General features: G+C 55.0%; 20 protein-coding genes. 11 read left to right on the top strand and 9 right to left on the bottom strand.

What is annotated here, in order from left to right; translation table 11 throughout:
• Positions 1–112 precede the first annotated feature (112 nt).
• Together fnr and uspE are read left to right on the top strand one after the other, a co-directional pair.
• Entirely contained in the window at positions 113–865 is a 753-nt protein-coding gene (fnr, locus tag Q1L34_RS11450) for a fumarate/nitrate reduction transcriptional regulator Fnr (protein WP_004862555.1), read from the top strand.
• 138 nt (positions 866–1,003) lie between these two features.
• Positions 1,004–1,954, top strand: a complete 951-nt coding sequence (gene uspE / locus Q1L34_RS11445) for a universal stress protein UspE (RefSeq protein WP_004862557.1) — start codon at positions 1,004–1,006, stop codon at positions 1,952–1,954.
• Between the two features lie 138 nt (positions 1,955–2,092).
• On the opposite strand, the gene Q1L34_RS11440 is transcribed toward uspE, so the two are convergent.
• The 3 genes from Q1L34_RS11440 to pntA all read right to left on the bottom strand — a co-directional run bounded on the left by Q1L34_RS11440 (position 2,093) and on the right by pntA (position 5,358).
• Entirely contained in the window at positions 2,093–2,281 is a 189-nt protein-coding gene (locus Q1L34_RS11440) for a YdiH family protein (RefSeq protein WP_327204512.1), read from the bottom strand.
• Between the two features lie 148 nt (positions 2,282–2,429).
• Positions 2,430–3,818, bottom strand: coding sequence for a Re/Si-specific NAD(P)(+) transhydrogenase subunit beta (pntB, locus tag Q1L34_RS11435; protein ID WP_004862561.1), 1,389 nt, complete (start codon positions 3,816–3,818; stop codon positions 2,430–2,432).
• A gap of 10 nt (positions 3,819–3,828) precedes the next feature.
• Complete coding sequence (gene pntA / locus Q1L34_RS11430) at positions 3,829–5,358, bottom strand: Re/Si-specific NAD(P)(+) transhydrogenase subunit alpha (RefSeq protein ID WP_004862565.1); 1,530 nt, start codon at positions 5,356–5,358, stop codon at positions 3,829–3,831.
• A 522-nt stretch (positions 5,359–5,880) separates the two neighbouring features.
• On the opposite strand from pntA, the gene ydgH reads away from it, so the two are divergent.
• The 3 genes from ydgH (at position 5,881) to folM (ending at position 9,154) form a co-directional block, all read left to right on the top strand.
• Positions 5,881–6,831 carry a DUF1471 family protein YdgH gene (ydgH, locus tag Q1L34_RS11420; protein ID WP_165459024.1) on the top strand — a complete coding sequence of 317 codons (951 nt, stop codon included), beginning with the start codon at positions 5,881–5,883 and terminating at the stop codon, positions 6,829–6,831.
• Between the two features lie 178 nt (positions 6,832–7,009).
• Positions 7,010–8,392, top strand: coding sequence for an amino acid permease (locus tag Q1L34_RS11415; RefSeq protein WP_004862570.1), 1,383 nt, complete (start codon positions 7,010–7,012; stop codon positions 8,390–8,392).
• A 36-nt stretch (positions 8,393–8,428) separates the two neighbouring features.
• Positions 8,429–9,154, top strand: a complete 726-nt coding sequence (gene folM, locus Q1L34_RS11410) for a dihydromonapterin reductase (protein WP_004862572.1) — start codon at positions 8,429–8,431, stop codon at positions 9,152–9,154.
• Here folM and Q1L34_RS11405 read toward each other — a convergent pair.
• Positions 9,151–9,486: a GlpM family protein gene (locus Q1L34_RS11405; RefSeq protein WP_004862575.1), complete on the bottom strand. Its 336-nt coding sequence runs from the start codon at positions 9,484–9,486 to the stop codon at positions 9,151–9,153. The genes folM and Q1L34_RS11405 overlap by 4 nt on opposite strands.
• Before the next feature lie 246 nt (positions 9,487–9,732).
• Here Q1L34_RS11405 and rstA point away from each other — a divergent pair, with 246 nt between their 5' ends.
• Entirely contained in the window at positions 9,733–10,449 is a 717-nt protein-coding gene (gene rstA / locus Q1L34_RS11400) for a two-component system response regulator RstA (protein ID WP_004862578.1), read from the top strand.
• Positions 10,450–10,504: 55 nt separating this feature from the next.
• Here rstA and Q1L34_RS11395 read toward each other — a convergent pair whose 3' ends face one another.
• From Q1L34_RS11395 to Q1L34_RS11385, 3 genes are read right to left on the bottom strand one after another with little or no spacing between them, the layout of a single operon-like run.
• Positions 10,505–11,407: an MBL fold metallo-hydrolase gene (locus tag Q1L34_RS11395; protein WP_327204511.1), complete on the bottom strand. Its 903-nt coding sequence runs from the start codon at positions 11,405–11,407 to the stop codon at positions 10,505–10,507.
• Positions 11,408–11,419: 12 nt separating this feature from the next.
• On the bottom strand, positions 11,420–11,746 hold the full coding sequence (locus Q1L34_RS11390) for a hypothetical protein (protein ID WP_004862582.1): 327 nt from the start codon (positions 11,744–11,746) through the stop codon (positions 11,420–11,422).
• A 20-nt stretch (positions 11,747–11,766) separates the two neighbouring features.
• A complete protein-coding gene (locus Q1L34_RS11385) occupies positions 11,767–12,291 on the bottom strand; it encodes a DUF4286 family protein (protein WP_004862584.1) in 525 nt (174 codons plus the stop codon).
• Between the two features lie 163 nt (positions 12,292–12,454).
• Between Q1L34_RS11385 and Q1L34_RS11380 the strand changes: the two genes are divergently transcribed.
• The 3 genes from Q1L34_RS11380 (at position 12,455) to tus (ending at position 15,825) form a co-directional block, all read left to right on the top strand.
• Positions 12,455–13,345 (top strand): LysR substrate-binding domain-containing protein, encoded by an 891-nt coding sequence (locus tag Q1L34_RS11380; RefSeq protein ID WP_118860318.1) that lies wholly within the window; start codon positions 12,455–12,457, stop codon positions 13,343–13,345.
• A 163-nt stretch (positions 13,346–13,508) separates the two neighbouring features.
• The gene (rstB, locus tag Q1L34_RS11375) at positions 13,509–14,810 is read left to right on the top strand and encodes a two-component system sensor histidine kinase RstB (RefSeq protein WP_064356998.1); all 1,302 of its coding nucleotides are present in this window, start codon (positions 13,509–13,511) and stop codon (positions 14,808–14,810) included.
• Between the two features lie 82 nt (positions 14,811–14,892).
• On the top strand, positions 14,893–15,825 hold the full coding sequence (tus, locus tag Q1L34_RS11370; protein WP_004862589.1) for a DNA replication terminus site-binding protein: 933 nt from the start codon (positions 14,893–14,895) through the stop codon (positions 15,823–15,825).
• Here the strand turns inward: tus and fumC are convergent.
• Positions 15,815–17,215: a class II fumarate hydratase gene (gene fumC, locus Q1L34_RS11365; protein ID WP_015584215.1), complete on the bottom strand. Its 1,401-nt coding sequence runs from the start codon at positions 17,213–17,215 to the stop codon at positions 15,815–15,817. The genes tus and fumC overlap by 11 nt on opposite strands.
• Before the next feature lie 144 nt (positions 17,216–17,359).
• Entirely contained in the window at positions 17,360–19,006 is a 1,647-nt protein-coding gene (gene fumA, locus Q1L34_RS11360) for a class I fumarate hydratase FumA (RefSeq protein ID WP_004862594.1), read from the bottom strand.
• 196 nt (positions 19,007–19,202) lie between these two features.
• On the opposite strand from fumA, the gene manA reads away from it, so the two are divergent.
• Positions 19,203–20,381, top strand: a complete 1,179-nt coding sequence (gene manA, locus Q1L34_RS11355) for a mannose-6-phosphate isomerase (RefSeq protein WP_064359280.1) — start codon at positions 19,203–19,205, stop codon at positions 20,379–20,381.
• Between the two features lie 98 nt (positions 20,382–20,479).
• Entirely contained in the window at positions 20,480–22,024 is a 1,545-nt protein-coding gene (locus Q1L34_RS11350; protein WP_004862598.1) for a YdgA family protein, read from the top strand.
• The last annotated feature ends 31 nt before the right edge of the window (positions 22,025–22,055 follow it).

Raw genomic sequence — 22,055 nt, 5'->3', positions numbered from 1 at the left:
AGTGATAAAAGCTTTACCCTTTTAATATTACGTGTTTCACGGGTTCGAGGCTTACCTGCTCACCAAAAAGATGTTAAAATTGACCAATATCAATTAAGGCTTGAGCAGACTTATGATCCCGGAAAAGAGAATTATACGACGCATTCAGTCTGGCGGTTGCGCAATCCATTGTCAGGATTGCAGCATTAGTCAGCTTTGCATCCCTTTTACTCTGAACGAGCACGAGCTTGATCAGCTGGATAATATCATCGAGCGTAAAAAGCCAATCCAGAAAGGGCAAACCTTATTCAAAGCTGGCGATGAGCTGAAATCTCTGTATGCGATTCGTTCGGGCACCATCAAAAGCTATACCATTACCGAACAAGGTGACGAGCAGATTACCGGCTTCCACCTGGCGGGTGATTTGGTTGGCTTTGATGCCATCGGTACCGCGCTGCATCCGAGCTTTGCACAAGCGCTGGAAACCTCAATGGTCTGCGAAATCCCTTTCGAAACGCTGGACGATCTTTCCGGTAAAATGCCCAATCTGCGCCAGCAAATGATGCGGCTGATGAGTGGCGAGATCAAAGGCGACCAGGACATGATCCTGCTGCTGTCTAAAAAGAATGCGGAAGAGCGTCTGGCGGCCTTTATTTATAATTTGTCCCGTCGTTTCGCGCAGCGCGGTTTCTCGCCTCGCGAATTCCGCCTGACGATGACCCGCGGTGATATCGGCAACTATCTTGGTCTGACCGTCGAAACCATCAGCCGTCTGCTGGGGCGTTTCCAGAAAAGCGGCATGCTGGCGGTAAAAGGCAAATACATCACCATCGAAAATAGCGACCTGCTTGCTCAGCTCGCTGGTCAGGCCCGCAACGTCGCCTGATCCTCTTTGTCCCTCCGCCAGATCGCTCATTTTTTTTCTGATTTGTTGATCTGGCCAGGGTCATCCCCTGTTTCATTTCATCCATATAGGTTATCTTTTTAAAGACAGACTGTGGTTACAGTTGTAAGGAGACCCTGTATGGCCAAGTATCAGAACATGCTGGTAGTAATCGACCCCAATCAGGACGACCAGCCTGCATTGCGGCGTGCGGTGTATCTACACCAACGGATTGGTGGACGCATCAAAGCCTTTTTGCCGATCTACGATTTTTCCTATGAGATGACAACCCTGCTGTCGCCCGACGAGCGGACGGCGATGCGCCAGGGCGTTATCAGCCAACGTAGCGCCTGGATCAAAGAACAGGCCCGGTTTTATATTGAATCCGGCGTTCCCATTGAGATTAAGGTGGTGTGGCACAATCGCCCCTTCGAAGCCATTATTCAGGAAATCCTCAGCGACAAACACGATTTGCTGCTGAAAATGGCGCACCAGCATGACAAGCTGGAGGCCGTTATTTTCACCCCAACCGACTGGCATCTGCTGCGTAAATGTCCATGTCCGGTCTGGATGGTAAAAGATCAGCCGTGGCCGGAAGGCGGCAAAGCGCTGGTGGCCGTCAATCTGGCCAGCGAAGAAAATTACCACGACGCGTTAAACGAAAAACTGGTTAAAGAAACCCTCGAACTGGCGGACCAGGTCAACCATACCGAAGTCCATCTGGTGGGCGCCTACCCGGTAACGCCGATTAATATCGCTATCGAACTACCTGATTTTGACCCCAGTATCTACAACGATGCCATTCGCGGTCAGCATTTGCTGGCCATGAAGGCCCTGCGGCAAAAATTCGGCATTGATGAAAACCGCACCCACGTTGAAAAAGGCCTGCCGGAAGAGGTCATACCTGACCTCTCTGAACACCTGCAGGCGGGGATTGTGGTTCTGGGCACCGTCGGGCGCACCGGGCTGTCGGCGGCCTTTCTCGGCAATACCGCCGAGCAGGTTATCGACCATCTGCGCTGCGACCTGCTGGTTCTCAAGCCTGAGCAGTACAAAACGCCGGTTGAAATGGATGACGAGGACGACGATTAATCGATCGCGGATTGATGCTGCGTAAAATACGTTCCCCTGCTTCGGCGGGGGATTTTTTTAGGTATCCACTCCGGCAACGGAAAAAACAAAGGGCCTTTCGGCCCCGTCATCGACAACACATAGACAGCAACAATGCTTTTAATGGATACCTAAGCGCCAGGCATGATCGATCTCTTCTTTCAGCTCGCTGGAAGAGAGCGACATCAAATCCGCAAATTCCAGCTCAAGAAGTTTGAGTTTTTTCAGGTACTGCGCGGGGGTTAATGCTGTTGGGTCGCGACGCAGAAACTCGATTGCCATTTGCGCCGGGGTTAATTCGGTATCCATAATATCCTCAGAGTGATGAAAAAACAGGCTTAGTATAGCACTCCGGACTGACGACTTTATGAGCAATTCATGGCCTTGCTGTATATATAAAAAAGCCGTCTCAGCAGAGACGGCTTCAGAATCAAACATTATTTAGGACGGCAAACCATTACAACGCTTTGAGAATTGCGTCGACGCTGGCTTTCGCATCGCCAAACAGCATGTGGGTGTTCTCTTTGAAGAACAGCGGGTTCTGAACGCCGGCATAACCTGTGTTCATTGAACGCTTAAAGACCACCACATTTTGCGCTTTCCACACTTCCAGCACCGGCATGCCGGCGATCGGACTCTTCGGATCGTCCTGCGCCGCCGGGTTAACGGTGTCGTTGGCGCCGATAACCAGCACGGTATCGGTATCGGTGAAATCGTCGTTGATCTCATCCATTTCCAGCACCACGTCATACGGCACTTTCGCTTCCGCCAGCAGTACGTTCATGTGCCCAGGCAAACGTCCGGCAACCGGATGAATACCAAAGCGCACTTTGATGCCGCGAGCACGTAATCTTTCGGTGATTTCCGCCACCGGATACTGTGCCTGCGCGACCGCCATGCCGTAGCCCGGGGTGATGATCACCGAGTGCGAGTTTTTCAGCATTTCCGCGGTATCTTCGGCGCTGATTTCACGGTGTTCGCCTACTTCTTCATCGCTGCCGGTAGAGGAACCATCGGTACCAAAACCGCCGGCAATCACGCTGAAGAATGAGCGGTTCATCGCCTTACACATGATGTAAGACAGAATCGCACCCGACGAGCCCACCAGCGCCCCGGTCACAATCAGCAGGTCGTTGCTGAGCATAAAGCCCGCCGCTGCCGCTGCCCAGCCCGAGTAGGAGTTCAGCATTGAGACCACGACCGGCATATCTGCCCCGCCGATCGAAGCCACCAGATGCCAGCCAAAGGCCAGGGCAATGACCGTCATCACCAGCAGCGCCAGAACCTGAGTTCCTGTGCTGTCGGTGCGAACAAAGGCCACCAGCAGCAGGAAGGAAACCACCAGCGCCGCCAGATTCAGCTTATGGCGATGCGGCAACATCAGCGGTTTAGACGAAATCTTGCCGCGCAGTTTGCCAAAGGCCACAATCGAGCCGGTGAAGGTCACCGCACCGATAAAGATGCCGAGGAACACTTCCGTCAGGTGAATATTCACCAGGATCTGTTCCATACCCGCTTCGTGATACAGGTAGCTGTTAAAGCCTACCAGCACCGCGGCCAGGCCCACAAAGCTGTGCAGCACGGCAACCAGCTCCGGCATTTCGGTCATTTCGACTTTCTTCGCCAGGCGAATACCAATCGCGCCGCCGATAACCATCGCCAGGATGATCCACGCCACGTTGCCGGTATCCGGCCCGAGAATGGTCGCCAGCAGCGCGATAGCCATCCCGGCCATCCCGAACAGGTTACCCTGCTTCGAGGTTTCGTGCTTTGACAGCCCCGCAAGGCTAAAAATAAACAGAATAGCGGCAACAATGTATGCAGCTGTAACTAATCCTCCAGACATGTGCTACCCCTTAGTTCTTGCGGAACATTTTCAGCATGCGCTGAGTAACGGTGAAACCACCAAAAATATTAATGCTGGCGATCAGCACCGCGATAAAACTCAGGAAGCTGACCCAGCCACCGTGGCCGATCTGCAATAACGCTCCGACAACGATAATCCCTGAAATAGCGTTGGTCACCGACATCAGCGGCGTGTGGAGCGCATGAGAAACGTTCCATACCACGTAATAGCCCACCACGCAGGAGAGCGCGAAGACGGTAAAGTGACCGAGGAACTCTTTCGGCGCCACGTTGGCAAGCCAGCCAAACAGAATAATCGCCAGCGCCATCAGCGCGTATTTACGCCACGGGGAGGTCGGTTTTTCTGCTTCTTTCGGCGCATCAACGGGCTTCGCCGCAGCCTGCGGCTGGGCAGAAACCTGAATCGGCGGCGCCGGCCAGGTCACTTCGCCCTCACGAACCACCGTCACGCCGCGAACCACGACGTCGTCAAAATCGATGGTGATATTGCCGTCTTTCTCTTTGCACAGCAGCTTCAGCAGGTTGACCAGGTTAGTCCCGTACAGCTGCGAGGACTGCGTCGGCAGACGGCCCGGCAGGTCGGTATAGCCGATGATCTTCACGCCGTTGGCGGTAGTCACCACTTCGCCAGGAACGGTGTATTCACAGTTGCCGCCGTTCTGCGATGCCAGGTCGACCACCACGCTGCCCGCGGTCATGGAGTCAACCATTTCACGGGTAATCAGCTTCGGCGCCGGTTTACCCGGGATCAGGGCCGTGGTGACGATGATGTCCACCTCTTTGGCCTGCGCGGCAAACAGCGCCATTTCGGCTTTAATAAAGGCTTCCGACATCACTTTGGCATAGCCATCGCCGCTGCCCGCCTCTTCTTTAAAGTCCAGCTCCAGGAACTCGGCGCCCATACTCTGCACCTGTTCTTTCACCTCTGGACGCGTATCGAACGCACGGACAATGGCGCCGAGGCTGTTCGCCGCGCCGATGGCCGCCAGTCCGGCGACGCCGGCGCCAATGACCATGACCTTCGCCGGCGGAACTTTGCCGGCAGCGGTGATCTGACCGGTAAAGAAGCGACCAAATTCGTGGGCCGCTTCAACAATCGCCCGGTAGCCGGCAATGTTGGCCATCGAGCTGAGCGCATCCAGCGACTGGGCGCGAGAAATACGCGGCACTGAATCCATCGCCATCACGTTGATATCGCGAGCCGCTAATTTCTGCATCAGCTCAGGATTTTGCGCAGGCCAGATAAAGCTCACCAGCGTGGTGCCCGGATTGAGTAATGCAATTTCATGTTCTTCTGGTGCGTTCACCTTCAGAATAATGGATGACTGCCAGACTTCAGCGGTGTCTACAACTTCTGCACCCGCCTGAGCAAAGGCTTCGTCATCGAAACTTGCCAGATGACCCGCGCCGCTTTCAACGGCAACGGTAAACCCGAGTTTTAGCAGCTGTTCCACCGTTTTCGGCGTGGCAGCGACGCGGGTTTCATTGGCAAACCGTTCTTTTGGTACCCCGATACGCATAGTTTTCCCTTCCATCGGTTTTTGATGATGGTTTTTCTTTTCTTACAGACGACGGTTAAGCGGCAAAACATGCCGTTTCTTTTCCATTGACTGAAAAAATGAAACAGTAACAAACTTTTTATAACCTACTGAAAATAGCGATTGTGATCTACTGCGATAAAACAGAAATTTTGATTTTATTGGTAAAACGCATCGCGAACCGTGTCAGGCAGCAATATTTACCTTAAATTTATGGTCAGGCCTGATAAATCGCTTAACTGATGCAGTAATACGCCATTAATCGCCAGCAAGAACATAACATTAACATTACGTTAACTTATAAAAGTGGTATTGATTATCAATTTTGCTGGTCAAGCGGCTGTTTTTTCAACATATCAGAAATTGTTATATTATTGTGAAGCACGTTTCGGGCGGTAAGCAAAAAATGACGCAGACAGTGACTCCTTTTAAATGCAATAATCGAGCGTTATCAGTCAACAACAATACCAGTACATGGTTTGCGCAAGGCAAAGGATTATTTTTATGAAGCTTAAGAACTCACTCCTGGCGTCTGCTCTCCTGGCTACGACAGCGTTGTCAGCCCATGCAGCGACCGAGCTGACTCCGGAGCAGGCGGCGGCGCTAAAACCCTACGATCGCGTAGTGATCACGGGCCGTTTTAATGCCATCGGCGATGCGGTAAAAGCCATGTCCCGTAAAGCGGACAAAGATGGCGCGGCCTCATTTTATGTTGTCGACACTTCTGATTATGGCAACAGCGGCAACTGGCGCGTAACGGCAGACTTGTATAAAGACAATGCCCCGCAGGCGGATGCCCCGAAAAATCGCGTCATCAATGGCGTCATGGAGTTACCAAAGGATCAGGCCGTCGAACTTGAGCCTTTTGATACCGTGACCGTGCAGGGCTTTTATCGCAGTCAGCCGGAAGTGAATGATGCGATCACCAAAGCGGCGAAAGCCAAAGGTGCCGCCTCCTTCTTTATCGTCCGTCAGGTTGATGCCAACCAGGGCGGTAACCAGCGTATTACTGCCTATATCTATAAAGCCGATGCCAGAAAACGCGTTCTGCAGAGCCCGGATGCGATCCCGGCCGACTCTGAAGCCGGTCGCGCGGCGCTGGCTGAAGGCGGCACAGCTGCGAAAAATGTTGAAATCCCAGGCGTTGCCACCACGGCAGCCGTCGGTTCCGGTACCGGCGTAGGTCGTTTCTTCGAAACCCAGTCATCAAAAGGTGGACGTTACACCGTCACGCTGCCGGATGGCACCAAAGTCGAAGAAGTGAACAAGGTTACCGCGGCCCAGATGGCGCCGTTTGACAGCATCAAGTTCACCGGCAATTACGGCAACATGACCGAGATTTCTTACCAGACCGCCAAGCGCGCGGCGAAGAAAGGGGCGAAGTACTACCACATTACCCGCCAGTGGCAGGAACGTGGCGGTAACATCACCATCAGCGCAGACCTGTATAAATAATCGTATTGGCACTGTGTAAAAAGGCGGCAATATGCCGCCTTTTTGTTTTTTTTCATCCGCCACCATTGCATGCGCACAAGACACTCCGTAAAATCCCGCGCCTTAGCGTAATCCTCCATTTTTATGCGATTTCGCCAAATAAATATTCTTGATTCACTGCCGTCACCTCGGGAATACAATGGAAAAGAAACTGGGCCTCAGCGCCTTGACCGCACTGGTACTGAGCTCAATGCTGGGCGCAGGGGTGTTCAGCTTGCCGCAAAACATGGCGGCCGTCGCCAGCCCGTCGGCGCTGCTGATTGGCTGGGCAATCACCGGCGTGGGGATTTTATTCCTCGCCTTCGCCATGCTGCTGTTGACCCGCATTCGCGCCGATCTTGACGGCGGTATCTTCACCTATGCCCGCGAAGGTTTCGGTGAACTCGTCGGTTTTTGCTCCGCCTGGGGCTACTGGCTGTGCGCGGTGATCGCCAACGTCTCGTATCTGGTGATTGTTTTTGCCGCGCTCAGCTTCTTTACCGATACTCCGGACGCCATTATTTTCGGCAACGGGAATACCTGGCAGGCGATCGTGGGCGCGTCGGTCCTGCTGTGGGTGGTGCACTTTCTGGTCCTGCGCGGCGTCCAGACCGCCGCAGGAATTAACCTGATCGCCACCCTGGCCAAGCTGATCCCACTCGGTGCATTTATCATCCTCGCCGTCATCGCCTTTCGTCTGGAGACGTTCCGCCTTGATTTTAGCGGTCTGGCGCTCGGCGTACCGGTCTGGGAGCAGGTGAAGAACACCATGCTGATCACCCTATGGGTGTTTATCGGCGTGGAAGGTGCGGTCGTGGTTTCCGCGCGGGCGCGTAATAAACAGGACGTCGGCCGCGCTACGCTGCTGGCGGTCCTTTCCGCACTGGTGGTTTATCTGCTGGTGACCCTGCTCTCTTTAGGCGTGGTCGCCCGTCCGGAACTGGCCGAAATGCGTAATCCGTCGATGGCCGGCCTGATGGTGAAAATGATGGGCTCATGGGGCGAAGTAGTGATCGCTGCCGGGCTGATTATTTCCGTGTGCGGCGCCTATCTGAGCTGGACCATCATGGCGGCAGAAGTTCCCTGGCTGGCCGCGACGCATAAAGCATTTCCGCGCCGCTTCGCCCGGCAGAATAAAAACAACGCCCCGTCGGCCTCGCTGTGGCTAACCAATATCAGTGTTCAGCTGTCGCTGGTGCTCATCTGGCTGACAAAGTCTGATTACAATACGTTATTGACCATCGCGTCCGAGATGATTCTGGTGCCCTATTTCCTCGTGGGCGCCTTCCTGCTGAAGATTGCTGTACGCCCGCTGCATAAGGCGGTGGGTGTCGGTGCATGTATTTATGGCTTATGGTTATTATATGCATCCGGCCCTGTGCATTTATTGTTGTCAGTGGTACTTTACGCTCCGGGTCTTCTGGTTTTCCTGTACGCTCGCCGTACGCACCAGCACGATCGCATGCTCAAACGCCGTGAATTAGCCTTAATTGGTTTTTTGCTGGTTGCCGCTGTACCGGCAACGTGGATGCTGGTGGGGTAAGCGGTCGCCCTGCTGCTGAACTCAAAGGAGATACCCATGACTGTCCGACAGCCTCGCCCGATTCTCATCACCGGTGGAGGCCGCCGCATCGGCCTTGCGCTGGCGCACCATTTTCTGGATCAGCAGCAGCCGGTTATCGTCAGCTATCGCACGCACTACCCGGCCATTGACGCACTGCGCGACGCCGGAGCTATCTGTCTTACCGCCGATTTTAGTACCGATGAGCAGATACTGGCCTTCGCCGAAGCGGTAAAACACCACGCCGCCGGCGGCCTGCGCGCCATCGTCCATAACGCCAGCGACTGGATGGCTGAAAAGCCGGGCATTCCACTCACCACGGTGCTGGCCAGCATGATGCAGATCCACGTTCATGCCCCCTATTTGCTCAACCATGCGCTGGAAACGCTCCTGCGCGGGCACGGGCACGCCGCCAGCGACATTATTCATATCACTGACTATGTCGTTGAACGCGGCAGCGATAAACATATTGCCTACGCGGCCAGTAAAGCGGCACTGGATAATATGACCCGCTCGTTTGCCCGCAAGCTGGCGCCGGAGATTAAGGTCAACGCCGTTGCCCCTTCGCTGATCATGTTTAATGAGGGCGACGACGCCGAATATCGCCAGCAGGCGCTGGATAAATCGCTCATGAAAAGCGTGGCGGGCGAAAAAGAGATCATCGACCTGCTCGATTATCTGTTCGCCAGCCGGTTCGTTACGGGCCGCTCTTTTGCCGTGGATGGCGGCAGACACCTGCGTTAGTGGAAGCGGCTCCAGCCGAGGATCAGCAGCCAGGCACACAGCCCCCAGCACCCGACTGCGCCCGCCAACGCCAACGGCAGGCGCATCATCCCGGTGAAGTACCAGAGCGACAGCAGATAGACGAAATAGGGAATGATTGACCACATCCCAAAGACGATCGTGGTCCGCAGCGCCTCAAGCCCGCGTTCGCTGGCCACAATATAATGCGCAATCAGGGCAAAGGTCGGAAATAACGGAATTAAACCAGCAATATAATAATTTTTGCTTTTCGACAATACGCCAATCAATATCACCACCAGCGCACCGATCAGCCCTTTAATCAACAACCCCATTCCTTTAGCCTTAACATTTAAACAACAGTTGATGTAGCATAACGGAAGTATCTCTCTTCACAATATTATTCGAATCGCCCCACCGCGGCGCAAGAGCGAATGCCCCGAAGCATAGATAACCGGCTGACCACTCCGCGCGAAGCAAACGTCGGGGTCGCTTGAAGGATGAGGTCTTTTTTATAAAAGAGTAATGGCAGGTAGTCTGGTGGCGGTGTATGTTAATTCTTTTTCCAGTACAAGTAAGATATGAATAAGATCGTTTTTGTTGAGGATGATCCGGAAGTGGGCGCTCTGATTGCCGCTTATCTCGGAAAGCACGATATGGACGTAGTGGTTGAACCACGAGGTGACCGGGCAGAAGAGGTTATCGCGCGGGAAAAACCCGATCTGGTGTTGTTGGATATCATGCTGCCAGGCAAAGACGGCATGACTCTGTGCCGCGATCTGCGCGGCCAGTGGCAAGGTCCGATTGTGTTGCTCACCTCGCTCGACAGCGATATGAACCATATTTTGTCCCTGGAAATGGGCGCCAGCGATTACATTCTGAAGACCACGCCGCCTGCCGTATTGCTGGCACGTCTGCGCCTGCATTTACGCCAGCACGTCGCCTCCCCCGTGACCAATGCTCCGGCATCGCTCACCCCGCATAAATCGATTGCATTCGGTTCACTGCTCATCGACCCGGTTAATCGTCAGGTATTGCTCGGTGGCGAAAGCGTGGCCCTCTCAACGGCGGATTTTGAGCTGTTATGGGAACTGGCCACCCACGCCGGACAGATTATGGATCGTGATGCGTTGCTGAAAAATCTGCGCGGCGTCAGTTACGATGGGATGGATCGCAGCGTGGATGTGGCAATTTCGCGCCTGCGGAAAAAACTGCTCGACAGCGCGACCGAGCCCTATCGCATCAAGACGGTGCGCAATAAAGGGTATCTGTTCGCTCCTCACGCCTGGGACAATTAATCTTCCCCCGCCGTAGAACGCGACAAAAAACCGCCGGCGGGTTAATGCGGGTCACTTAATGGTGATCCGCATTTTTGGCCTGGCGGCCAGTCCTGGATGCACACCGGCATTCTCGCCCGTTTTCCCGGTAGGCAATACGGTAACCCTGGCCCGCCTTGAGCACGTTGGCAAAACCCGAACGGTCTAAATGCATTCCTGCAACCAACAGTTTTTCACTTGCCGCCTGCGCGAGGATTTTTTTACGTGTCTCTTCAGCCTGAAGGGGGTCACAGTCAAACACAATGGAAACGTCCGGGCGTGCTGACTGGATATGCGGAAAATGGACGATGTCTCCCCAGATCAATAAGCATTGTTCCCCGGAAGTGATACGGAATCCGGTATGTCCTGGCGTATGTCCTGGCAGCCATACCGGGAGAATACCCTCAGTTATCGCCCCCTCGTCAAGCAGGCGCAGCTGCCGGGCGTACACGTCTAACGTCCTGCGGGCGAGGTTAAAATTTCGCTTCCCGCGCTCATTCGCTACTTTAAATCGTTCATCATCCTGCCAGTATTGTGCCTCAAGCGGGTGAAGATGAAGTTCGGCCTGTTTAAAAACAGGTAGCCCTCCGGCATCTAAAAGCCCCCCAATATGGTCAGGATGGCCGTGCGTCAGCAACACGGTATCGACATCATTGGGGCTGATACCTGCAGCGCCAAGATTATCTATGAGTTGCCCGCCTACGTTATTCAGCCCCCCGGCACCGGCATCGACCAGGAGGGTTCGCCCGCGCCCCTGGATAAGATAGCCGTTGATATGGATATTGCCGGGTTCAGCGATCCGGGCGCGGTGTTGAATCACCGTTGCTTCTGCTGTTTCAATACCTGACAGCCAATCCAGACTGGCGGACATCGTGCCATCGCTCAGCGCGGTCACCACAAAATCCCCAATCCGACGGGTTGAAAAAGAGTGATGGTTCATCGTTACCTCTGGTTAATTGCGCGCAAACAGGTGTGATGCAGCGGAGCCAAAACAGCGAATACGCGCTGTAAGGCCCGAAGCTTGTCGAATGGCTCGTTCTAACTCGCGCATGAACTCCTCCATGACTTCTGACGTACGCACGTTTGTCAGACGATAAAAAAGCTCGGCATATACCGGATGTCCGCATCCGGGTTTTACATCGACATAGATGATATGCACATTTTCCGACTCCGCAGCGAGAATGCCTGTGCAGAGCGCACTGCAGGTACGCGTTAAATCGCGGAGGTCACTAAACCTGGCAGCATGTTCCTGAGAAAGATAAAACGTCAGATTCGGCATGTTGATAAACTCGCCTCCCTTCAGGCTTGAGCAGGATTCGTCAACTGCGCTGTCAGCGGCGCATAGAAGTTTACGCCGGGCAGGTCAGCTAACTGCGCGGCAGTTTCCCGCGTCACCACCCAGGCAATGCGTCGGGCGGGCATTTTATCTAATCCTGACGCCTGCATTTGCAGTGCCGGGTACCCCAGCCCCTCAATAAAGCTCAATGGCTGGGTGCTGAGCAGCAGGATTTCATCACTGGCTACCGCAGGTGCCGTGCCGTCACACTCATACAAATTACGCTGCCAGTCGGTGATGTGATTTTGCCAGCGTGAAAAATGACCGCCCCCTTTCAGCTTGTACTCCTCGCTGGTAAGCACCTCTGCATACTTCACCGTATGAATGGCGAGATACCGGGAGCCGCCTGGTTTCAGGGCCTTAAAACGCTGGGAAGAGCTAAACCCGGCGACCGAAATCAGCGCGGGCAGCTTTTGCTGGCTGTAAAACGTATTCCACTCCTGCTCACTTTCAGGGTCGGTATAGTTACACTCCACGGTATAGAGCATCGATTCACCTCTGCATGAATAAAACGCAGGGCCCGAATGGCCTTGCTTAATGACTTTTGATCATGCTATATGCTGTTAACTCGGCGATGAATCGATATTAATTCAAGTATTAGTGACATTATGTCACTAACAATTCACACTTTCGTCGAATAAGGCAATTCTAATGCGCAGAAAAATTCCCAGCAGCGCTTCACTTCAGGCGTTTGAGGCCGCTGCCCGGCACGGTAATTTTGCCCGTGCCGCCGCGGAGCTATCGCTGACCGAAGGCGCCATCAGTAGACAGATTGCCCGCCTGGAGGCTCTGCTCGAGTGCAGACTATTTGACCGTACGGGAACCCGAGTAAAGCTTAATCCAGTGGGTTCACACTATGCCCATCACGTACGGGAAATACTCGAACGGTTAGAACGGGATACTCAGTATGTGATGGGCATGCCCGAAGGCAGCAGAAGCCTGGAAATTGCTGTCCTGCCGACGTTTTGCAGCCGCTGGCTGATTCCCCGGCTCAGCGGCTTTCAGTCTTTATATCCGGACATCACGTTGAATATCGCGGCGAGAACCGACCCTTTCATTTTCACCGGGAGCGGATTTGACGCGGCGATTCATTTCGAGCATCCCGCATGGGCGGGTATGCGCACGCAGGTTCTGTTTGAAGAGAAGCTGGTGCCGGTTTGTCGTCCCGACCTGTTAAGCGATAAGGATATCGTTGAACAGTTGAATACACTGCCCCGCATTCACCGGCGGCAGAACCCAGAAGCCTGGCTGCATTATGCCGGGCAAAGTGGGATAGTCCTTGATAACCCGGCACAGGGAGTCCGCTATGACCTTCATGAAATGGCGATAGCAGCCGTACTGGCGGGACAAGGTGTGGCCATGGTGCCACGCATATACGTCGAAAAAGAGCTAAACCAGGGATTGCTGGTTGCGCCCTGGCCGGACTCAGAGCAACTGAGCAAGACATTTTGTTTGGTAAAACCGGTGGAAACAGGAATTAATGAACCCGCCCTGCAAGATTTTGAGCGCTGGTTACGGGCAGAACCGATGCTCGTGACATGACATAGCGGTTGTCTGCTTTCTGTCAAAAGCGGAAAATAAAACATGATAAGAATCAGCTGAAGTCTAATCTTTATAATCCATAAAAGAGCGATGCCAATGCTCCATCGTGCCCATGAAGGTAAAAGACAGGTAGTTAACTTTTTTGATTTTTAGGTGAGATTTAATGAAAAAGCTGTTTGTGCAGTTTTACCTTCTGCTGTTCGTCTGCTTCCTGGTGATGACCATGCTGGTGGGGCTGGTGTATAAATTCACCGCCGAACGTGCGGGCCGGCAGTCGCTGGACGATCTGATGAAAAGCTCGTTGTATCTGATGCGCAGCGAGCTGCGGGAAATCCCACCGCGCGACTGGAGCAAAACGCTAAAGGAGCTGGATCTTAATCTGTCGTTCGATCTGCATATTGAGCCGCTGAGCAAATTTAAGCTGTCGGAAAACTCCATGCAGCATCTGCGCGCCGGGGATATTGTCGCCCTCGATGATGAATACACCTTTATTCAACGCATTCCGCGAAGCCACTATGTTCTGTCGGTGGGCCCCGTCCCCTATCTCTACTTCCTCCACGAGATGCGTTTGCTGGATGTTGCCTTAATGGCTTTCATCGCCATTTCGCTGGCCTTTCCGGTGTTCATCTGGATGCGCCCCCACTGGCAGGATATGTTGCGTCTTGAGACCGCAGCACAACGCTTTGGCGAGGGGCATTTCACCGAACGCATTCATTTCGACAGTATGTCCAGCTTCGAGCGTCTGGGCGTGGCCTTTAACCAGATGGCCGACAATATCAACGCGCTAATCGCCAGCAAGAAGCTGCTGATCGACGGCATTGCCCACGAACTGCGTACTCCGCTGGTGCGTCTGCGCTATCGCCTTGAGATGAGTGAAAACCTGACCGAAGCGGAATCCCTGGCGCTGAACCGCGATATTGGGCAGCTGGAAGCCTTAATCGAGGAGCTGTTGACCTACGCCCGTCTGGACCGACCGCAGAACGAACTACACCTGACGACGCCTGATTTTCCCGCCTGGATAGCGGCGCACGTTGAAGAGATTCAGATGGTTAATCCCCAACGCGATGTGACGTTACATAAGGTGGTCGCCGGGGATTACGGCGCGCTTGATATGCGTCTGATGGAACGGGTGCTGGACAATCTCGTCAACAACGCTTTGCGCTACAGCAATCAGCGAATTCAGGTCAGCCTCACGCTACAGGGTTCGCGCGCAACTTTACAGGTTGAAGATGACGGTCCGGGCATCGACCCAGAGGAGCGCGAGCGGGTGTTTGAGCCCTTTGTCCGTCTCGATCCTAGCCGTGACAGGGCCACCGGCGGCTGCGGGCTTGGGCTGGCGATCGTCCACAGTATCGCCCAGGCCATGTCCGGCGAGGTGAGCTGCGGCGCCAGCTCTCTGGGCGGCGCTCGCTTTTGTTTTAGCTGGCCAATCTATCACCAGCTGCCCAATTTGAGCGCTCTTTGAGTACTGCCTGACCCTCTTGCGCAGGTGCTTCGGCCTGCGTATAGTTAAAAACCAAACAGTATGTTGTAACTAAGGTGGCGCTATGGCCAGCTACGATCTCGTTGAACGTCTTAATGACACCTTTCGCCAGCTGGAACGCGAGCTGCAGATGCTCCAGCAACGCCTGCGCGCCTGTCGACTGCTGGCCGCCCGGGTGTTTGAACTGCCGGCCGTCAGTAAAGAGACGGAACACGATCCGCTGGAGACTATTCAGGTGGTTCAGCACACCGGTCAACCGGCGCTGGAGATGGCGCTGAAACACTACAGCCATCTGTTCATTCAACAGCAATCAGAAAGCCGTAGCAGTAAGGCTGCGGTCCGCCTCCCCGGCGCTATCTGCCTGCAAACCGATGGCGAGGAGCAGGCGGCGTTACTGCAGAGCATTTCTCGCATTAACGCGCTGAAAGCCGCTTTCGAAAAGATTGTCACCGTTGATTCCGGCCTGCCCGCCGCGGCACGTTTTGAATGGGTGCACCGTCATCTGCCGGGGCTTATCACCCTCAGCGCCTACCGTACCTTGACGGTGCTATGCGACCCAAGCACCCTTCGCTTCGGTTGGGCTAATAAGCACGTGATTAAAAATCTCACCCGTGATGAGGTGCTGCAGCAGCTGGAAAAAAGTCTGCAATCGCCGCGCGCGGTGCCGCCCTGGACGCGTGAACAGTGGCAAAGCAAACTGGAGCGAGAATATCAGGATGTCGCCGCTCTGCCGCAGCGGGCAAAGCTTAAGATCAAGCGGCCGGTGAAGGTCCAGCCTATTGCACGCGTCTGGTACGCCGGTGAACAGAAACAGGTGCAGTACGCCTGCCCGGGCCCGCTTATCACGCTGATATCCGGCACTCAGGGGGTGAGCGTGCCGGATATCGGCGAGTTACTGAACTACGATGCGGATAATGTGCAGTATCGCTATAAGCCGCAGGCGCAGTCGCTCAGGTTACTTATCCCGCGACTGCATCTGTGGCTGGCTAACGAGTAGCCATGCTGCCCACCATCTCTTCCGGGCGCACCCAGCTGTCAAATTCGGCCTCCGTCAGATAGCCCAGCGCTAACGCGGAGGCTTTGAGCGTCAGCCCCTCTTTATGCGCCTTTTTGGCAATCTCCGCCGCTTTGTCATAGCCAATATGGGTATTCAGCGCCGTGACCAGCATCAGTGACTCATTGAGCAACTGAGCGATCCGTTCACGGTTCGGTTCGATGCCGGTCGCACAGTGTTCATTAAAACTCTCCATCCCATCCGCCAGCAGACGCACCGATTGCAGGAAGTTATGAATCACCATCGGACGATATACGTTCAGTTCGAAGTTACCGGACGCCCCGCCGATATTGACCGCCACATCATTCCCCATAACCTGACAGCACAGCATCGTCAGCGCTTCGCACTGCGTCGGGTTAACCTTACCGGGCATGATGGATGAGCCGGGTTCATTTTCCGGAATCGCGATTTCGCCAATCCCGCAACGCGGGCCGGAAGCCAGCCAGCGTACATCGTTGGCAATCTTCATCAACGAAGCCGCCAGCCCCTTCAGCGCCCCGTGGGCATGAACCAGCGCATCGCAGGTCGCGAGGGCTTCAAATTTATTCGGCGCAGTGACGAACGGCTGGCCGCTGAGGGTCGCCAGTTCTTCCGCTACGCGAACGGCATATTGCGGATGGGTATTCAGACCGGTACCAACGGCGGTACCGCCCAACGCCAGCTCGCTCAGGTGCGGCAGGCTCAGCTCCAGATGGCGGAGATTGTGTTCCAGCATCGCCACCCAACCTGAGAACTCCTGCCCCAGCGTTAACGGCGTCGCATCCTGCAGGTGCGTGCGGCCAATCTTAACGATGTCGTTGAAGGCAGCAGCTTTATCACTCAGCGTCTGTTTCAGCACCGTGAGCCGGGGGATGAGCGCTTCGCGCAGCGCGATAATCGCCGCGACATGCATCGCGGTTGGAAAGACATCGTTGGAACTCTGGCTCTTGTTAACGTCATCGTTAGGATGAACTTTGCGCTCCATGCCACGCACGCCGCCCAGCAGCTCACTGGCGCGGTTGGCCAACACTTCGTTCATGTTCATGTTGCTTTGCGTGCCGGAACCGGTCTGCCAGATGGCCAGCGGAAATTCATCGGGATGATTGCCGGCCAGAACTTCATCTGCGGCTTGAATAATCGCTCCGGCCTTCTCTGCGGTCAGTAATCCCAAATCCTGGTTAACCTTCGCCGCCGCCCGTTTGGTCAGCGCCAGCGCATAAATCAGTTCGCCCGGCATTTTTTCCGTCGAGATGCGGAAATGTTCCAGCGAACGCTGGGTCTGCGCGCCCCATAGCTTATCGGCAGGCACCTCGATAGCGCCCATTGAGTCTCTTTCACTGCGATGCGTTGTCATTACTTTCTCCTTGAATACAAAGTACGTAATTACGACAAAGCTCACCTGCTATAAAGGGTTAAGTATTGGTCAAATTTTTAAGATTATGTTGCTCGTTCGTGCCGCTAAACGACATAAAAAAACCGCCCCGGAGGGCGGCTTAGATTATTTCACACAGCGTGTGCACTGCGAGGTCTGAATCTGCTGGAAGAAATCGTTGCCTTTGTCATCCACCAGGATGAAGGCCGGGAAATCTTCCACTTCGATTTTCCAGATAGCTTCCATCCCCAGTTCCGGATACGCCACGCACTCCAGGCTGCGGATACTCTGCTGCGCCAGCACCGCCGCCGGGCCGCCAATGCTGCCGAGATAGAATCCGCCGTGTTTGTGACAGGCGTCGGTCACCTGCTGGCTGCGGTTGCCTTTTGCCAGCATCACCATGCTGGCGCCGTGGGACTGCAGCAGATCAACATAGGAGTCCATGCGCCCCGCGGTGGTTGGGCCGAGTGAACCTGAGGCATAGCCATCGGGCGTTTTCGCCGGACCGGCGTAGTAGATCGGGTGATCTTTCACGTACTGCGGCAGCGCTTCGCCGTTATCCAGCAGCTCTTTCAGCTTCGCGTGGGCGATATCGCGCGCCACGATGATGGTACCGCTGAGCGACAGCCGGGTCGATACCGGGTACTGCGACAGCAGTGCCAGAATCTCGCTCATCGGCTGATTGAGATTAACCTTCACCGCTTCACCTTCACCGGCCTGACGCAGCGGCTCCGGAATGTATTTACCCGGATTGCTTTCCAGCTTCTCAATCCAGATACCGTGGCGGTTGATTTTGGCCTTGATATTGCGGTCAGCGGAGCAGGAGACGCCCATGCCGACCGGACAGGAGGCTCCGTGGCGCGGCAGACGCACTACGCGGATATCGTGGGCGAAGTATTTGCCGCCGAACTGGGCGCCGAGGCCGAGATTTTGCGCTTCCAGCAGCAGCTCTTGCTCCAGCTGAATATCGCGGAACGCCTGGCCGTGTTCGTTACCTTCAGTCGGCAGGCCATCATAATATTTGGTCGATGCCAGCTTCACGGTTTTCAGCGTCGATTCCGCCGAGGTGCCGCCAATCACGAAGGCGATATGGTACGGCGGACAGGCCGCGGTGCCGAGGGTGCGCATCTTCTCAACCAGGTAGCTTTTCAGCTTCGCCGGGGTAATCAGCGCTTTGGTTTCCTGATACAGATAGGTCTTGTTGGCCGAACCGCCGCCCTTGGCGATACAGAGGAATTTGTATTCGTCGCCGTCGGTGGCATACAGATCGATCTGCGCCGGCAGGTTAGTCCCGGTGTTGACCTCTTTATACATATCCAGGGCCGCGTTCTGCGAGTAGCGCAGGTTATCCTGGATATAGGTGTTATACACCCCCTGCGCCAGCGCCGCTTCATCGCCGCCGCCGGTCCAGACGCGCTGGCCCTTTTTACCGGTGATGATTGCGGTACCGGTATCCTGGCAGGTCGGCAAAATGCCTTTGGCCGCGATATCGGAGTTGCGCAGGAACTGCAGGGCGACGTATTTGTCGTTTTCGCTGGCTTCCGGGTCGTTAAGGATATCGGCGACCTGCTGCTGGTGCGCCGGGCGCAACATGAAGGAAGCATCGTGGAAAGCGTGTTGTGCCAGAAGGGTCAGCGCCTGAGGTTCAACCTTCAGGACTTCCTGGCCGGCGAATTCGGCGACAGAGACGTAGTCACGACTGAGGAGATAATACTCGGTGTCATCCTTTTTAAGGGGAAAAGGATCCTGATAAACAAACGGTTTATTCGACATTGTGCTCTCACTTACTGCTGGGCTGATTATATTTCAGGCAGACACTCCATTTGCCTGTAGAAAAGCGAGTCGATCAATTTTACACAAAATTTTAACAAAAACTGAGACAGGGACGACTTTTTCTTTCAGCAGTTGCTTCTCGGCGGTTTGCTGGTTTAATAGAGCGATTATTATCATGTGGAAACAGGGATTGAGAATGCAAAAGCTCATTAACTCAGTGCAGAACTATGCCTGGGGAAGTCACACCGCATTAACGGAACTTTATGGTATCGCCAACCCGGACGACCTGCCAATGGCAGAGCTGTGGATGGGCGCGCATCCGAAGAGCAGTTCGCAGGTTCTCGATGCTGACGGTCGCCCGCACGCGCTGCGCCAGATCATTGACGGCGACAAGTCCGCCCTGCTCGGCGACAAGGTTGCACAGCGTTTCGGCGAACTGCCGTTCCTGTTTAAAGTGCTCTGCGCCGCCCAGCCGCTCTCCATTCAGGTTCATCCGAACAAGCAGGCTTCAGAAATTGGCTTTGCCAAAGAGAACGCCGCCGGCATTCCGCTGGATGCCGCTGAACGTAATTATAAAGATCCTAACCACAAGCCGGAGCTGGTCTTTGCGCTGACGCCATTCCTGGCGATGAACGCGTTCCGCGAATTTAACGAGATTGCCGCCCTGCTGCAGCCGGTTGCCAGCGCGCACCCGGCCATCGGCGAATTCCTCAGTCATCCGGATGCTGAACATTTAAGCCAGCTGTTCGCCGGCCTGCTCAATATGCAAGGCGAAGAAAAAGCGCAGGCTCTGCGCGTGCTGCAAGCGGCGCTGGATAACCAACAGGGCGAACCGTGGCAGACCATCCGCCTGATCGCTGAATTCTATCCCGACGACAGCGGCCTGTTCTCTCCGCTGCTGCTTAACGTGGTGAAGCTGAATCCAGGCGAAGCGATGTTCCTGTTCGCCGAAACGCCGCACGCCTACCTGCAGGGCGTGGCGCTGGAGGTGATGGCCAACTCGGATAACGTGCTGCGTGCCGGCCTGACGCCAAAGTACATTGATATTCCTGAGCTGGTTGCCAACGTGAAGTTCGTTGCCAAGCCGGCAGGCGAGCTGCTGACTCAGCCGGTGAAACAGGCCGCGGAGCTGGATTTCCCGATTCCGGTCGATGATTTCGCCTTCTCCCTGCACGATCTCTCGGCACAGGAATCCACCCTCGACCAGCAGAGCGCGGCTATCATCTTCTGCGTAGAAGGCGAAGCGGTTCTGCGTAAAGGTGAACAGCGTCTGACCCTGAAAGCCGGTGAGTCGGCCTTTATTGGCTGTAACGAGTCGCCGGTCGCGGTCAGCGGCAGCGGTCGTCTGGCGCGCGTCTTTAATAAGCTCAAGTAAGTTACTGAACTTTTTAGTCGCGCTTGCTAGACTTTCCCTCATCATGACAACATGACCAGGCGGCTCGATCCGCCTGGTTTTATTTATGGACAAATGCTATGAAGAAATCGCTGGTCGCAGCAGGAATTATCGTGGCGCTGGGCGTCATCTGGACAGGCGGCGCCTGGTACACAGGGAAACAGCTGGAAAGCCACCTCGCCGAGGTAGTGCAACAGGCTAATGCGCAGCTACAGAGCAGCGCGCCGGAAGCGGGCGTCGAGCTGTCATGGCAAAACTATCAGCGCGGCGTATTCAGTAGCCACCTGCAGCTGGTAGTGAAGCCGGTTGCCGGTAAAGAGAACAGCTGGCTGGCGGCCGGGCAGTCGCTGGTGTTTGATGAAGTGGTCGATCACGGCCCCTTCCCGGCGGCAGCGCTGAAATCCGGCCAGCTTGCCCCGGCGATGGCGTCCGTCAGAACCACGCTGGTCAATAACGATGCCAGCAAAGGGCTGTTTGATATCGCCAAAGGCGAGTCACCGTTTACCATCAATACCCGGATTGCCTACAGCGGCGACAGCCGGTCGGCTATCGACCTGAGACCACTGGACTACGCGAAAGGCGATGAGAAAGTCACCTTCAGCGGCGGTCAGTTCCAGCTCGATGCGGATGCGGAAGGCAAATCGGTGAGTCTGAGCGGCGAAGCGAGCAGCGGTCAGATCAACGCGCTGAATGAATACAACCAGAAAGTTCAGTTGAACTTCAATAACCTGAAAACCGACGGCGCCACCGAGATGACCAGCTTCAATGAGCGCATCGGTAAGCAGAAAATCTCCCTGGAGAAGCTGTCGATTGGCGTTGAAGGGAAAGAGCTGGCCCTGCTGGAAGGCATGAACATCGATGGCCAGTCTTCGCTGACTGAAGACGGTAAAGGGATTAACAGCCAGCTGGATTACACCGTCAACAGCCTGAAGCTGCAAAACCAGGATATCGGCAGCGGTAAACTGACCGTCAAGCTGGCGAATCTTGACGGCCAGGCCTGGCATCAGTTCAGCCAGCAGTACAATGCCGAAGCGCAGGCGCTGATGGCGAACCCGCAGCTGGCGCAGAATCCTGAGCTGTACCAGCAGGCGCTGACGGAAACCTTCTTTAAAGCGCTACCGATTTTACTGAAGGGTAACCCGTCGCTGACTATCGCCCCGCTGAGCTGGCGCAACGCCAAAGGGGAAAGCACCTTTAATATGTCTGTTCTGCTGAAAGACCCGGCGCTGACCACCGCTGAACCGCAAACGCTGGCGGATGAAGTGGATCGCAGCGTCAAGTCGCTCGACAGCAAGCTGGTCATTCCGGTCGATATGGCCACCGCATTTATGACTCAGGTTGCCGGCCTCGAAGGCTACCAGCCGGAAGATGCGGCTAAACTGGCAGACCAGCAGGTGAAAGGTCTTGCCGCCATGGGCCAGATGTTCCGCATTACCGCGATGGAAGACAACGCGATCACCTCCAGTCTGCAATACGCCGAAGGTCAGGTCACCCTGAACGGGCAGAAAATGCCGCTGGATGAGTTCGCCGGAATGTTTGGCTTTACTCTGCCGGCAGCCCCTGGCGCCGAACCGCAGGAAACCCTGCCAGAAGAAGTGGCGCCGCCGGTCGCGCCGCAGCAGTAATCTCGCGATTAGCCCCTTTCGAGGGGCTCAG

It is taken from the genome of Klebsiella ornithinolytica, from assembly GCF_030505655.1.
GTDB classification, from domain to species: Bacteria; Pseudomonadota; Gammaproteobacteria; order Enterobacterales; family Enterobacteriaceae; genus Klebsiella; species Klebsiella ornithinolytica.
Note: the sequence above shows the minus strand (reverse complement) of the source record. Positions and strands in the feature narration are given on the sequence as shown.

Bases quoted from the DNA above. Each gene is read 5' to 3' on its own strand.
- uspE (WP_004862557.1), top strand. From the start codon at position 1,004: ATGGCCAAGTATCAGAACATGCTGGTAGTAATCGACCCCAATCAGGAC.
- fumC (WP_015584215.1), bottom strand. From the start codon at position 17,215: ATGACAACGCATCGCAGTGAAAGAGACTCAATGGGCGCTATCGAGGTG.
- Q1L34_RS11415 (WP_004862570.1), top strand. From the start codon at position 7,010: ATGGAAAAGAAACTGGGCCTCAGCGCCTTGACCGCACTGGTACTGAGC.
- folM (WP_004862572.1), top strand. From the start codon at position 8,429: ATGACTGTCCGACAGCCTCGCCCGATTCTCATCACCGGTGGAGGCCGC.
- fnr (WP_004862555.1), top strand. From the start codon at position 113: ATGATCCCGGAAAAGAGAATTATACGACGCATTCAGTCTGGCGGTTGC.
- pntA (WP_004862565.1), bottom strand. From the start codon at position 5,358: ATGCGTATCGGGGTACCAAAAGAACGGTTTGCCAATGAAACCCGCGTC.
- manA (WP_064359280.1), top strand. From the start codon at position 19,203: ATGCAAAAGCTCATTAACTCAGTGCAGAACTATGCCTGGGGAAGTCAC.
- tus (WP_004862589.1), top strand. From the start codon at position 14,893: ATGGCCAGCTACGATCTCGTTGAACGTCTTAATGACACCTTTCGCCAG.
- Q1L34_RS11440 (WP_327204512.1), bottom strand. From the start codon at position 2,281: ATGGATACCGAATTAACCCCGGCGCAAATGGCAATCGAGTTTCTGCGT.
- Q1L34_RS11390 (WP_004862582.1), bottom strand. From the start codon at position 11,746: ATGCCGAATCTGACGTTTTATCTTTCTCAGGAACATGCTGCCAGGTTT.
- Q1L34_RS11385 (WP_004862584.1), bottom strand. From the start codon at position 12,291: ATGCTCTATACCGTGGAGTGTAACTATACCGACCCTGAAAGTGAGCAG.
- Q1L34_RS11350 (WP_004862598.1), top strand. From the start codon at position 20,480: ATGAAGAAATCGCTGGTCGCAGCAGGAATTATCGTGGCGCTGGGCGTC.
- Q1L34_RS11395 (WP_327204511.1), bottom strand. From the start codon at position 11,407: ATGAACCATCACTCTTTTTCAACCCGTCGGATTGGGGATTTTGTGGTG.
- rstA (WP_004862578.1), top strand. From the start codon at position 9,733: ATGAATAAGATCGTTTTTGTTGAGGATGATCCGGAAGTGGGCGCTCTG.
- pntB (WP_004862561.1), bottom strand. From the start codon at position 3,818: ATGTCTGGAGGATTAGTTACAGCTGCATACATTGTTGCCGCTATTCTG.
- fumA (WP_004862594.1), bottom strand. From the start codon at position 19,006: ATGTCGAATAAACCGTTTGTTTATCAGGATCCTTTTCCCCTTAAAAAG.
- Q1L34_RS11405 (WP_004862575.1), bottom strand. From the start codon at position 9,486: ATGGGGTTGTTGATTAAAGGGCTGATCGGTGCGCTGGTGGTGATATTG.
- ydgH (WP_165459024.1), top strand. From the start codon at position 5,881: ATGAAGCTTAAGAACTCACTCCTGGCGTCTGCTCTCCTGGCTACGACA.
- Q1L34_RS11380 (WP_118860318.1), top strand. From the start codon at position 12,455: ATGCGCAGAAAAATTCCCAGCAGCGCTTCACTTCAGGCGTTTGAGGCC.
- rstB (WP_064356998.1), top strand. From the start codon at position 13,509: ATGAAAAAGCTGTTTGTGCAGTTTTACCTTCTGCTGTTCGTCTGCTTC.